The following is a 12,077-nucleotide window of genomic DNA, read 5'->3' as shown; positions in this document are numbered from 1 at the left end:
ACTTCATTCCGCACGAATATCCTTGCCGCACGATCTTTGCCGAAACCTATCGCGGCAAGCACCCGGATGTGCGCGGCTCCTTCGAGGCCACCCGCTGGTGGCTGCCGTTCGGTTCGCCCAGGCTCGATCTCTCCGGCTTCTGGTTCCGCCCGACCCGGCTTGCCACCTTTGCCCGGACGTTCATCGCAGCAGAAAAAGCCGGAACCGCCAAGGTACGCCTCGGCACCTGCGGCGGTGCTGTCCTCTGGCTGAACGGCACRGAARCSGGYTGGATGGCGCCCTATAGCCGCAATCTCGAGGCAAAGGCTGAATTCGACATGGCGCTGCAGGAAGGCTTGAACGAGGTTACGATCTTCTTCGATGATCTCGCCGAGCGCGACGCCCGCTATTTCTTCCAGCTCGATTACCTCAATGGTCCGGCCGCCAGTGTTGCCGTTCCCGTGCCGATCGAGGGGAAGGTGGCAGAGACAATCGAGACTGCCCTCGAAAGCATGCATTTCGACAGAACCGCCTATTTCGAAGGCGACATCACGCTGCGGCTTGCCGAGCCGCTKCCGGTGGATGTTGCTGTCAATGTTACGGTTGAGGGCGACTTCATGTCGACCGAACGCTTTGACTACGACTTCGTTTTGAAGGCTGGCGAAGTGCGTCTGGTCATCGGCCCTTCGGAAGCAGCACCCGCTGATTTCCGCCATTTCCGTATCACGCTAAAGGCCGGTGACTTCGTTGCATCGCGCTCCCTCGGCATCGAGATCTGCCATACCGCCCGGCAAGGCACGGCACCGGCTACCATTGCCGAACGCATCACCGAGACGCTGACCGAAGTCTCGGAATTCTCCGAACGCGATACGGTCCGCGCCTTCGCGCGGCTGGCCAGTGGCCGGAGCGGCGCCGATACCGATGCGATGATCGAGGAGATCCTGCCGTCGATCGAGGATTGCCACGACTGCGCTGACTTTTCGCTCGTTCCTCTGATCTGGTCGCGCACCGTCTGGGGCAAGGACATCGGCGAGAAAACCCGCGCCCGTATCGACCGCGCCATCCTCGACTTCCGCTACTGGATGGATGAACCCGGCAACGATGTTCAATGGTATTTCTCCGAAAACCACGCCCTACTATTCCACACCTCCGCCTATCTCGCTGGACACTTGCTCTTTGGCGAAACCTTCACCCGTTCCGGCCGGAAAGGTGCTGAGCAAGGCGCCACAGGTGCTGCCCGCGTGCGCGCCTGGCTCGATCATTTCGAAGCCTGGGAAATGGCGGAGTTCAACTCCGCACCTTATTTCCCGATCGATCTCAAGGGCCTGACCGCGCTCGCCGCTCTCTCGCCGGACCTGGATATCGCTGAGCGTGCAAAGAAGGGCATCGTTCGCCTGTGCGAAGTCATTGCCCGCTCCGCGCATCACGGCATGGTCACCGCAGCGCAGGGACGTTCCTATGAGCATACGCTCTGCGCCGGCCGCTCGCTGGAGCTTTCGGGTGTCGCGCGTCTGCTCTGGGGTGCCGGCTGGTACGGCCGCCGCGTCCATGCCCTGCCGCAGCTCGCCGTCTGCCTGCGCGATCACGGCTTGGTCGTGCCGGAAAGTCTCAGCGCCGTTGCCAGCCATCAGGCGGACGAACATCAGGAATGGCGGTTTGCCCAAGGCCAGGACCGGTTTGCAGCGCTTTATCACTACAAGGGCCGCGATTTCGCCATGGGCTCCGCAGCCCATTATCGCTGGAACGAATGGGGCTATCAGGAAACCATCCTGCATCTGCGCCTCGGCAGGCGGCCCGAAGCCGCCGTCTGGATCAACCATCCCGGCGAAACAATTCAGTTCGGGTACGGCCGGCCGTCCTTCTGGGGTGGGTGCGGCACCCTCCCTCGCGCCCACCAGTACCGGGGGCTGGCCGTACTCGACTTTGTGACCTTCGAAGAACAGCCTGAATTCACCCATGCCTGGTTCCCGGTCGCCGAATTCGACGAAAGCACCGTTCGCGGACGTCTTGCGATGGCTCGCAGCGGCGGCGGCGCGGTCATCCTGCTCGGCAGCACGGATTTGCAGCCGGTGACGACAGGCCCCTCGGCCAATGCAGAACTGCGCCAATACGGTCAGAATACCCGCTGGATCGTCCGTGTCTGCGAAGCCTCTGATCTTGAGGCGATGGAAAGCCGGTTCGCCTCGCTGTCCGTTGCAGAGACGGCAGGCGGTTCGCTGGTGCTCGAAGACCCCGATTACGGCACGGTCACTTTCCGCAAGGACGGATCGGTCGAGGCCGAAGGCCGGACCATCGTTCCCAGAGATTTCACGGTCGCAGGCGAGGTCGCCATGCTGGTCGCACACTAAAGGCGAAGCGCCGGCGAGGAGAAGCCGGCGCCCGTTCAAATGCGGGCAAGGAGAAGGCCCGCACCCACAGGAGGAGGAAGACATGACCAGGACCAGAACGATGCTCGCGGCATTCGCCGTCGGGCTTTTAACCTCCACGGCGGCACTTGCCGGGGACGTACGCATCATGTGGTATTCCGATGGCGTCGAGGGCGAGGTCCTGAAAGACCTCATCGACCGCTTCATGAAGGACAATCCGGATATCAAGGTTACCATCGACAACGTGTCCTACAGCGTCGTGCGCGAACAGCTGCCGGTGCAGCTCGAAGCCGGCGACGGGCCGGATATCGCCCGTGTCACCAACCTGAAGGCGCTGAGCAAGCATTGGCTCGACCTGCGCCCGCTGGTGGCCGATGCTGCCTATTGGGATACGAATTTCGGTGATCAGGCTGACTGGATGCGGCCCGACGGCACCGACCAGATTTCCGGTTTCATGACGCAGATCACGCTGACCGGCGGCTTTGCCAATAAGACGCTGTTCGATCAGGCCGGCGTTGCTCTTCCTGGCAAGGAAGCAACCTGGGACGACTGGGCCAAGGCCTCCAAACAGGTCGCCGAAAGCCAGCAGGTGCCCTTCCCGATGGCACTGGACAGATCTGGGCATCGCATAACGGCGCCTGACATCGCCTTCGGTGCCAACTATATCGGCGCTGACGGCAAGCCGGCACCGCTGGATGAGGGCTCGAAAACCTTCATTTCCAAGTTCATCGGTTGGATCGAAGACGGCACGATGAGCAAGGACGTATGGGTTTCGGCGGCAGGCTCGACCTACCGTGCAGGCGCCGATGACTTCATCAATGGCCAGGTCGCGTTCTATTATTCCGGCTCCTGGCAGGTGCCGAACTTCTCGACCAAGATCGGCTCGAACTTCGATTGGGTCGCGACCGGCAGCCCCTGTGGCCCGGCAAACTGCACCGGCATGCCGGGCGGCGCCGGCCTCGTGGCGATCAAGTACACGAAGAACCCGAAGGACGTCGCCAAGGTCATGGATTACCTGGCAAGCGAGCCGGTCGTGAAGGAGTTTTCCGAACGCACCCTGTTCCTGCCGGCCCACAAGGGCGTGGTCGAAAAGGGGCTGGACTTCAAGACTGACGATGCACAGGCCAAGACGGCACTTGGCATCTTCGTCACGGCGTCCACATCGTTGGCCGACCTCGCGCGCAAGTTGCCGGGCTGGGCCTGGTCTGACACGATCTACGGCGCCCTCGTTACCCGTGTAAGCCAGGCGGCTGCCGGCGAAATGACGCTTGACGAGGCCTATACCCGTATCGACGCGGATATCGCCGCCAAGGTCAAGGACTCGGCTCTTTAACGTGCGAACACGCGGGCGGCGGCGGGCAATCCCGCTCAGCCGCCCGCTTCACATCTTCGATTGAAGACGAGCCGCAGCGCCATGCAACGCGCAAGAGGAAAGTGATCGATAATGGCAGAGATATCCAGCCAGAACCGGACGGGCCAGAGCTTGGGCGAGACCGCCATGGTGCCGGTGCGCCTTGCCATGAGCATCATTGATGCGCCGCTGCGCTGGGTCCAAAAGAAGTTTGGTCTCGGCGGCATGGCGGCGTTCTTCCTGCTGCCGAACATGCTGATCTTCGGCGTCTTCGTGCTCTTGCCGTTCTTCATCAATTTCGCCTATTCGATGACCGGCGGCACAGCGCTGTTCCTGTCGGATCGCACCTTCGTCGGTGCCGATCAGTATACAAGACTGTTTGACTGCTCTAACTATCTGAACCCCAATACTTGCGCCGAGGACACGTTCTGGACAGCCGTCGGCAATACCGGCTGGTTCGTCATCCTGCAGGTCTCGCTGATGATCGCTGTGTCGCTGATCACCGCGCTGATCCTCAACCGCAACCTGATGGCCCGCAGTTTCTGGCGCGCGGTGTTTTTCTTTCCGGTGCTGCTATCACCAGTGGTCGTCGGCCTGATCTGGAAATGGATCCTGCAACGCCAAGGCTTGTTGAATTTCGGCCTCTTTGGCTTCGGCTTCGATCCGCATGTCTGGCTGAACGACCGTAACTGGGCCTTCGCCGCCACCGTCGGCGTCTCGATCTGGGCACATATGGGCTTCTATACGCTGATTATTCTAGCCGGCCTGCAGGCCATCCCGAAGGATCTGTACGAGGCCGCCGAGATGGACGGTACCCGGGCCATGCGCGTCTTTACCCGCATCACTCTGCCGCTTTTGATGCCGAACCTGCTCGTCGTCATCGTTCTGGTGCTGATCCGCGCCGTGCAGATCTTCGATGAAGTCTATGTTCTGACCGGCGGTGGTCCCGGCACCAGCACGCTGTTTGTCACGCAGTATATTTACGAGACCGGCTTTGCGGCACAGCTGCGCAATCCCGGCCTTGCGGCCGCCGCCTCCATCCTGATGGGCATTGTGCTCGTCGCCCTCACACTCATGCAGCTCGGCCTCAGCCGTTCCAGCGAAAAGAAGGGAGCCCGCAAATGAGCCGGGCCATCGAATTCCTGTTTCGCCGCAAAGGCGGCAAGGGCTGGCACTGGACGGATATCGTCACATGGGTCTGGCTAATCGTGGGCCTGTTCGTGATGTTCGGCCCGGCCATCTGGCTCACGGCATCGTCGTTCAAGTCGCCTGCCGCGCTTGCCGAATTCCCGCCGACGATCCTGCCTTATGTCACCCAGAAGGTGACGGTCGAGGGCTATGACAAGCCGCTCGATCTTTACACGGTAACGCTTGAGGACGGCAGCACCGCAACGCTTGCCGAAGTTCGCCGCATCGGCACCGTCAGCCAGATGGTCGATCCCGGCAAGCCGGCCGAGATCGTCAAGGTCAACATAGCCAAGCGCACGCCGGTCCGGGAGATGTCGTTTGCGACCGAGAACTATACCGAGCCCTTCACTCATTTCGATTTTGTCCGCTACCTCTGGAACTCCGTCTTCGTCACGGTGACGGCAACCTTGATCACGCTGGTGGTCAATTCCATGGCGGCGTTCGCGCTGAGTAAATATGAGTTCCGTGGCCGGACGTTTGCTATGCTCCTCATCCTCGCGACACTGATGGTGCCGCTGTCGGTCATCATGGTGCCGCTCTATTCGATCGTCTCGGCGCTGGGCCTATTTAACAACCTCTGGGGCGTAATCCTGCCGACGGTGGCAACGCCCACCGGCGTCTTCATCCTGCGCCAGTACATGCTGACCATTCCCGACGAACTGTTGGACGCTGCGCGGATGGACAAGGCATCGGAGTGGCAGATTTACTGGCGGATCATCCTGCCTTTGACAGCACCGGCGCTCGCCGTGCTCGCCATCTTCTCCGTCGTCTGGCGCTGGAACGACTTCCTCTGGCCGCTGATCGTCCTGTCGCGCAAGGAGCTCTATACCCTGCAGGTTGGCCTCAGCATCTATTCCGGCGAGCTTAACGTGCAATGGCATTTCATCCTGGCGATGACCGTCGTGACCATGATCCCCGTGGTTCTGGTCTTCCTCTTCCTGCAGCGCTTCATCACCACCGGTATCGCCGGAACCGGCCTGAAATAAGGGTTCATCATGGGACATATCAAACTCACCAATGTCGCAAAGTCTTTCGGGGCAGTCGACGTGCTCCATGACATCAATCTGGAGATTGCCGACGGTGAATTCGTCGTCTTCGTCGGCCCGTCCGGCTGCGGCAAGTCCACGCTGCTGCGGATGATCGCAGGCCTCGAAAAGCCGACCGGAGGCGAACTGGCCATCGACGGCAAGGTGGTCAACGCCATCCCCGCAGCCGATCGCGGGCTTGCCATGGTCTTCCAATCCTATGCCCTCTATCCGCATATGAGCGTGCGCCAGAACCTCGCCTTCGGCCTGGAAAACACCAAGATGCCGAAGGCCGAGATTGCCACGCGCATCGCCGAGGCCGCCCGCATGCTGGAGATCGAGCACTATCTCGACCGCCGTCCCGGCCAGCTCTCCGGCGGCCAGCGCCAGCGTGTCGCTATCGGCCGGGCAATCGTGCGCCGTCCTGTCGCTTTCCTGCTCGACGAACCGCTGTCCAACCTCGATGCCGAACTGCGTGGCTCGACACGCGCCGAGCTGGCGGCCCTGCATGCCCGGCTGTCGGCGACGATGATCTACGTCACCCACGATCAGGTCGAAGCGATGACGCTTGCCGACCGCATCGTTGTGCTGCGCGCCGGCCGTATCGAGCAGATCGGCACACCGATGGAACTCTACAATTCACCASCAAACCGCTTCGTCGCGGGCTTCATCGGCTCGCCGCACATGAATTTCCTCGAAGGCTCGGTGGGGCCGTCATCCTCCGGCAAGGCCGTCGCCACCTTCGCCGGTGGTAACAGGCTGGAATTGCCGGTGGCCGCAAGCAGCCTTGCCAACGGCTCCCCCATCACACTCGGCGTCCGGCCCCAGCATGTTTCGATCGGCAACGGCGGTGAAGGTATTGCGGCCAAGATCAAGCTGGTCGAAGCGCTCGGTTCCGAGACCATCGTCYACACCGATGTCGCCGGCCAGAAAATCCTGGTCGTCGCACAGGGGCAGCATAATCTGACGCCGGGAGCGGATATCCACCTGTCGCTGTCATCGGCTCCGCTGCATCTGTTCAACGAGAAGGGGCTACGCCTTGATCATGCTGTTTGATCTCTCCGGTAAGGTGGCGCTGGTCACCGGCGCACGAACGGGCCTTGGCCAGGGCATGGCGCTGGCACTCGCTCGCGCCGGTGCCGATATTGCTGCCCTCGGCTCCAGCCCGATGCCGGAGACGGCCGCAGCCGTCCGCCAGACCGGCCGGCGTTTTCACGCACTCGAAATCGATCTATCGCAGAAATTCGACGCGAAAGAGATCATCGGCTCGGTTGCCTCTGCACTCGGCGGCATCGATATCCTCGTCAACAATGCCGGCATCATCCGCCGGGCCGATCTGCTCGATCATTCGGAAGAGGATTGGGACGCCGTCATCGACGTCAACCTGAAGTCGGCTTTCCTGCTTTCGCAGGCCGTTGCCCGGCACATGGTCGAAACCAAGCGGGCCGGACGGATCATCAATGTCGCATCGATGCTCTCCTACCAGGGCGGCATTCGCGTGCCCGCCTATACGGCTTCCAAACACGGCATTGCCGGCCTGACCAAAGCCATGGCCAACGAGCTCGCGCCGCACGGCATTACTGTCAACGCCATCGCGCCCGGCTATATGGAAACGGATAATACGGAAGCGCTGCGCAACGACAAGAACCGCAACGCCCAGATCTCCACCCGCATCCCGATGGGTCGCTGGGGCACGCCGGACGATCTCGCCACATCGGTTCTGTTTCTTGCGGCCCCTGCCTCCAGCTACGTTACCGGCATCACCGTCCCGGTCGATGGCGGCTGGCTGGTACGTTAACTCCGGGGTACATTTCTTATTGCCGTCTGGTTCGTTGCGCCAGCCTTAGCGTTTGCTGATATGAATTTAACAAAGCCATCTGGCTGGATTGAGTACAAAGAAGAGATAGCTCAACTGAGCTCTGGCCTAAAACCTTCAATGGCTCCTATTGGTGGGCGTTTCATTTGTTCACGCGACGAGGACGAAGACCGAATGGTTGTGCTGCTCATAAAAGAGGGATTAGCTGTATCCGACAGCGGACAATGCGAGATTGTCGCATACAAATCGGTCTCAACTGATCAACCGGCTGTCCGCGAAACAATTGCGTACATGCGCCAACTGGGAGACCAACTAGGCTATCGTCTCATTTCAGTTGAATCCGGTGACTTCGAAAGTGGGAATACCACCATCCTCGCGGGTGAAGACGGATACATACCGTGGTGGCAAACAAATAGTGATAATTTCAAGCAGATCGATCAGTTTGTGCGAAGCACGATGTCACGAGCAGATCTCGATGCCGAATCCGTTGAGGTCATTGGGCTTTATCTGGATAATCGAGAATATGAAATGGCTTTCGAAGGGCTGTTTTTAGAGCTTATCAAGTCTGGCAAAACGATCAAACTAAACACCAGTGAATGCATGGGCATGGCACGGCAGCTAAAACTCGATAAAGAAACTGTATTTGATTACCAGTTCTGGCCAAAATTTGAAGCGTTCCTTCACGATATGGCCAACTGATGCATCTAAGGCCCGGCATCGCGAGACACCGGGGCTTGATCGTTTTGGCATCACGCCACGAAGGCAGCGAATCTGTCCGTCATTTGAGAACATATGTAACCGCCCGATTGCTACCGCAGCGGTTTTGCTTTGATGCGAGCGACGAGCTGTTCGTCGTCGACAAAGCTGTCGAGGAAGTCGTTCCATTCGTCGGATGAGCGGCGAGCGTGGAAGAGCATCTGCTCTAGTTCTTCCATGCCGTCGTCCGTGCCCTTGGCCCATCTCACTGGCCCACCTCCCTGGCAATGCGCGCTGCTTCCCGAACGCGCCCCCGGCGTTTTAGCAGCCGGACCGGCAACTGCGCTTGTCGTTGCAAAACTCGGCAAGCACACGCCTGGCAGATGATCTCCAAAAAAATCTTCGAAGTCGCGATCCGTTTTCACCCTTCGGGTCGTCCTTGGTGTGTTCGAAACAGAAGGAGACATGCCATGTCCGACGAACCCGTTATTTTGATCAATATGCTGAAGGTCGAACCCGGCAAGCAGGATGCGCTGATTGCGCTCCTGAAGCAGAGTACCGACACGGTGATCCGCACGCTCCACGGCTGGAAGACGACCCGGCTGATCGCGGCACAGGACGGCGCCGGCGTTGTCATCTACTCCGAATGGGAAACCACCGGAGCTGTCGAGGCTATGCGCAGCGATCCGCGCATGAAAGCCTATTTCCCGAAGATTCTTGAGCTGGCGAGCCTGGACTCGATCGTGGGCTCGGCGGTGTTGAGCGAAAACCGGTGAAGGGAGGAGAAGCCGCAATGGCTCGGATGCTCGTAATTTACAGGACTCCCGACAACGTCGAGGCATTTGACCGGCATTATTTCGAAATCCACGTTCCCCTCGCCAAGAAGATTTCGGGGCTGCGGAGATATGAGGTCAGCGACGGCCCCATCGCTACACTGGCGGGAACCTCCAATATTCATCGGATCGGAACGCTGTATTTTGACGACCTCGGAGCAATCGAAAGGGCGTTTGCAAGCCCCGAGGGACAGGCGGGCGGGGAGGCAAAATGGCGGTGAAATGGCAGGCCACCGCTTATACAAGTCGCAAAGATCGCAAGATCAGATGAAGAGGACCGAGATGCCGGCAACCAAAGCAGTTTTTGTCCTGATCCACGGCGGGTGGCATAACCATTCGGCCTGGGACAGAGTTGCGCCAGCGCTTGAAGCCAACGGCTTTCCGGCTTTGACGCTCGACCTTCCCGGCGCGGGAGTGAATACGGTAGCACCAACGTCGCTCGGTCTTTGCCCGTTTGACCCCGCGGCGTTCGCTGCCGAGTGGTCACCCGTGGCCGGCGTTACGCAGGAGGAGCGGACGCAGGCGGTCGTTGCGTTGGTAAAAGAAGCTGCGTCACTCGGTGACGGAAAGGTCATCCTGGTCGGGCATTCCGCCGGCGGAATGACGATTTCGGCGGTCGCCGAGCAGGTTCCGGACCTACTTTTTGCGGTCGTATACCTTGCCGGGTTCATGGTGCCGAACGGCATGGCTTTGCTCGCAATGCTCCAGCATGAAACCATGTCTTCGGCGCTGGCGCCTCAGCTATTCCTGGGCGATCCCGTGGCCATCGGCGCGACAAGAATCAATGGTCGATCAACCGACGAGACCTACAGCTCGCTGCTCAAGGCTGCGTTTTATGGCGACGTGTCCGAGGCAGACTTCGCGGTTATGGCGTCGCAACTTCATTGTGACGAGCCGAACGCCGGCGCCTTCGCCCCATCGGAAATTACGCCTGGACGATTTGGCGCGGTGCCGCGCCATTACATCCGCTGCACACAGGATCGCGCCGTTCCGTTGACCGGTCAGGATCACATGATTGCGACGGTTGACAGCGCCATCGGCGGCAAGACAACTACCCACACATTGGAAAGCAGCCACTCGCCATTCCTGTCACAACCCGCCGCCCTGTCGGAGATTCTCATCGACATTGGTGTCCACTCCCTGGCGGAGCAAAGCGCGGAAGCGCAGTAGGTCCCGATACATGAACCCCGATGAATTCGAAGATCGCCTGAAAGCGCTGCGGCCACGCCTTCATCGCTACTGTGCGCGCATGACCGGTTCGACCGTGGACGGTGAAGATATACTGCAGGACACCCTGATCAAGGCTCTGCGGGCGCGGGCGGAAGGCACGGCTGTCGAAAATCTCGAGGGCTGGCACCTGCGTATCGCCCATAATACGAGCCTCGATTTCCTGCGCCGCCGGTCAAGGAACACCGTCGTTCCGCTGACCGAAGACGTCGTAGCGGCCCCCACACCCGAGGCGGACATCGTCGCGATCAGCTTTCAGACGTTTCTGCGGCTGCCTGAACTTCAACGCTGCACCGTGATCCTCAAGGAGGTTCTGGGGCACTCGATCGACGAGATCGCAAGCATCGCAGGGTGTTCTCCGGCAGCCGCCAAATCGGCGCTTCAGCGCGGGCGCGCTACGCTGCGGCAGCTGGCCCAGCAGCCCGATGATACGCGACTTCCCATGATGTCCGATCCGGACCGAGTGAAGACCACCGCCTATGTCCACCTGTTTCAAACCGGCGACTTCGACGCGATCCGCGCCATGCTCGCCGATGACGTGAAGCTCGATCTGGTGAACAGGCTGCAGCTGGAAGGGCGTGACAAGATCGTTCCCTATTTCGCGCGCTATGCGGAAGTGACGCAATGGCAGTTCGCCCTCGGCGCGGTTGAAGGACGGCCGGCCATGCTGGTCTTCGACAGCACCGGCCCGATGGAAAGGCCTGCGCATTTTGTTCTGATCGGCTGGTCGCAAAGCCAGATCAGCGAAATCCGGGATTTCTTGTTCGCCCCCTATGTGCTCGAAGCCGTAGATTGGGTGCGGTTAGGCTGAAAGCAGGTTCTACCGCCCATGAGGCGATCAGCACCGGCCCGCGCTCAGACGCAGGCCGCAACCTTGGATTCCTTGACGCGGGGATAATCGTAGCCGTTGACCTTGGAGGTTCTGTAGCCAGCCCCAACCAGCGCCTCTGCAAGCTTGATCGCCGCAGTCACGCCGTCGATGACGGGGACTCCGGTTGCATCGCGCAGCCGGTCGCACAAGGCGGACATGCCTGCACAACCAAGGATAATGGCCTCGGCCCGGTCTTCCTTTTTCGCAGCCTCGATTTCGCGGATCAGCAGATATTCAGCTTCCTCGGGATTTTCCTCCAATCCGAGCACAGGAAGATTGATGGCGCGGACATTGCGGCAATAGCGTTCCGCGCCATAGTCGCTCACCAGGTCTTCGATGATGGAGATCGAGCGCGGCAGCGTTGTGATGATCGAGAAGCGGCGGCTGATGGTCATGGCAACCTGCACCGCCGCCTGGCAGATACCGATCACCGGTCCCCGCGCCACTTCGCGCGCCGCATGCAGGCCCGGGTCGTCGAAGCAGGCCACCACATAGGCATCGATGCCCAACAGCTCTCCCTTGCGGATTTCATCGAGCATGCCCGGCACTGCCATGGCCTCATCAGCGCTGCCTTCGATGCTGACGGGCGTGTTGAGGGGATTGACGGCCGAGACATTCGTATCCCTCTGCTTGACGCGCAGGGCACTATCCAGCGCCTGGGCGGTCATCGAGGCAGTGGAATTCGGATTGATCAGACGGATGTGCATTTAGTCGAACCTTTCGAA

The 12,077-nt window shown here is 60.2% G+C and carries 13 protein-coding genes; 11 read left to right on the top strand and 2 right to left on the bottom strand.

Annotated elements, in window-relative coordinates; all coding sequences use genetic code 11:
• From AC1D17_RS21650 to AC1D17_RS21620, 7 genes are all read left to right on the top strand, one after another.
• A partial coding sequence (locus tag AC1D17_RS21650; RefSeq protein ID WP_477567369.1) for a hypothetical protein occupies positions 1 to 2,327 on the top strand: 2,327 nt, incomplete at its 5' end.
• An 82-nt stretch (positions 2,328 to 2,409) separates the two neighbouring features.
• Positions 2,410 to 3,678 (top strand): ABC transporter substrate-binding protein, encoded by a 1,269-nt coding sequence (locus tag AC1D17_RS21645; protein WP_477567368.1) that lies wholly within the window; start codon positions 2,410 to 2,412, stop codon positions 3,676 to 3,678.
• 111 nt (positions 3,679 to 3,789) lie between these two features.
• Entirely contained in the window at positions 3,790 to 4,821 is a 1,032-nt protein-coding gene (locus AC1D17_RS21640) for a carbohydrate ABC transporter permease (RefSeq protein ID WP_477567367.1), read from the top strand.
• A complete protein-coding gene (locus AC1D17_RS21635; protein WP_477567366.1) occupies positions 4,818 to 5,870 on the top strand; it encodes a carbohydrate ABC transporter permease in 1,053 nt (350 codons plus the stop codon). The genes AC1D17_RS21640 and AC1D17_RS21635 overlap by 4 nt, the downstream gene beginning before the upstream one ends.
• A 9-nt stretch (positions 5,871 to 5,879) precedes the next feature.
• A complete protein-coding gene (locus tag AC1D17_RS21630) occupies positions 5,880 to 6,965 on the top strand; it encodes an ABC transporter ATP-binding protein (RefSeq protein ID WP_477567365.1) in 1,086 nt (361 codons plus the stop codon).
• A complete protein-coding gene (kduD, locus tag AC1D17_RS21625) occupies positions 6,955 to 7,707 on the top strand; it encodes a 2-dehydro-3-deoxy-D-gluconate 5-dehydrogenase KduD (protein ID WP_477567372.1) in 753 nt (250 codons plus the stop codon). Before AC1D17_RS21630 ends, kduD begins: the two co-directional genes overlap by 11 nt.
• A 192-nt stretch (positions 7,708 to 7,899) precedes the next feature.
• Complete coding sequence (locus AC1D17_RS21620; RefSeq protein WP_477567364.1) at positions 7,900 to 8,424, top strand: hypothetical protein; 525 nt, start codon at positions 7,900 to 7,902, stop codon at positions 8,422 to 8,424.
• Positions 8,425 to 8,534: 110 nt separating this feature from the next.
• Here AC1D17_RS21620 and AC1D17_RS21615 read toward each other — a convergent pair whose 3' ends face one another.
• Positions 8,535 to 8,690, bottom strand: a complete 156-nt coding sequence (locus AC1D17_RS21615) for a hypothetical protein (RefSeq protein ID WP_477567373.1) — start codon at positions 8,688 to 8,690, stop codon at positions 8,535 to 8,537.
• A 201-nt stretch (positions 8,691 to 8,891) separates the two neighbouring features.
• Here AC1D17_RS21615 and AC1D17_RS21610 point away from each other — a divergent pair, with 201 nt between their 5' ends.
• The 4 genes from AC1D17_RS21610 (at position 8,892) to AC1D17_RS21595 (ending at position 11,292) form a co-directional block, all read left to right on the top strand.
• Positions 8,892 to 9,197 carry a putative quinol monooxygenase gene (locus tag AC1D17_RS21610; protein ID WP_477567363.1) on the top strand — a complete coding sequence of 102 codons (306 nt, stop codon included), beginning with the start codon at positions 8,892 to 8,894 and terminating at the stop codon, positions 9,195 to 9,197.
• Positions 9,198 to 9,214: 17 nt separating this feature from the next.
• Entirely contained in the window at positions 9,215 to 9,475 is a 261-nt protein-coding gene (locus AC1D17_RS21605) for an EthD family reductase (protein ID WP_477567362.1), read from the top strand.
• Between the two features lie 61 nt (positions 9,476 to 9,536).
• Positions 9,537 to 10,424 carry an alpha/beta fold hydrolase gene (locus AC1D17_RS21600; protein ID WP_477567361.1) on the top strand — a complete coding sequence of 296 codons (888 nt, stop codon included), beginning with the start codon at positions 9,537 to 9,539 and terminating at the stop codon, positions 10,422 to 10,424.
• Between the two features lie 10 nt (positions 10,425 to 10,434).
• A complete protein-coding gene (locus AC1D17_RS21595; protein WP_477567360.1) occupies positions 10,435 to 11,292 on the top strand; it encodes a sigma-70 family RNA polymerase sigma factor in 858 nt (285 codons plus the stop codon).
• Between the two features lie 44 nt (positions 11,293 to 11,336).
• Here AC1D17_RS21595 and AC1D17_RS21590 read toward each other — a convergent pair whose 3' ends face one another.
• Positions 11,337 to 12,059, bottom strand: coding sequence for an aspartate/glutamate racemase family protein (locus AC1D17_RS21590; RefSeq protein WP_477567359.1), 723 nt, complete (start codon positions 12,057 to 12,059; stop codon positions 11,337 to 11,339).
• Positions 12,060 to 12,077: the final 18 nt, after the last annotated feature.

Source organism: Pararhizobium sp. P1_E7 (assembly GCF_056405855.1).
This window is presented reverse-complemented; position numbering and strand designations above follow the sequence as displayed.

Bases quoted from the DNA above. Each gene is read 5' to 3' on its own strand.
- AC1D17_RS21645 (WP_477567368.1), top strand. From the start codon at position 2,410: ATGACCAGGACCAGAACGATGCTCGCGGCATTCGCCGTCGGGCTTTTA.
- AC1D17_RS21640 (WP_477567367.1), top strand. From the start codon at position 3,790: ATGGCAGAGATATCCAGCCAGAACCGGACGGGCCAGAGCTTGGGCGAG.
- AC1D17_RS21635 (WP_477567366.1), top strand. From the start codon at position 4,818: ATGAGCCGGGCCATCGAATTCCTGTTTCGCCGCAAAGGCGGCAAGGGC.
- kduD (WP_477567372.1), top strand. From the start codon at position 6,955: ATGCTGTTTGATCTCTCCGGTAAGGTGGCGCTGGTCACCGGCGCACGA.
- AC1D17_RS21620 (WP_477567364.1), top strand. From the start codon at position 7,900: ATGGTTGTGCTGCTCATAAAAGAGGGATTAGCTGTATCCGACAGCGGA.
- AC1D17_RS21610 (WP_477567363.1), top strand. From the start codon at position 8,892: ATGTCCGACGAACCCGTTATTTTGATCAATATGCTGAAGGTCGAACCC.
- AC1D17_RS21605 (WP_477567362.1), top strand. From the start codon at position 9,215: ATGGCTCGGATGCTCGTAATTTACAGGACTCCCGACAACGTCGAGGCA.
- AC1D17_RS21600 (WP_477567361.1), top strand. From the start codon at position 9,537: ATGCCGGCAACCAAAGCAGTTTTTGTCCTGATCCACGGCGGGTGGCAT.
- AC1D17_RS21595 (WP_477567360.1), top strand. From the start codon at position 10,435: ATGAACCCCGATGAATTCGAAGATCGCCTGAAAGCGCTGCGGCCACGC.
- AC1D17_RS21590 (WP_477567359.1), bottom strand. From the start codon at position 12,059: ATGCACATCCGTCTGATCAATCCGAATTCCACTGCCTCGATGACCGCC.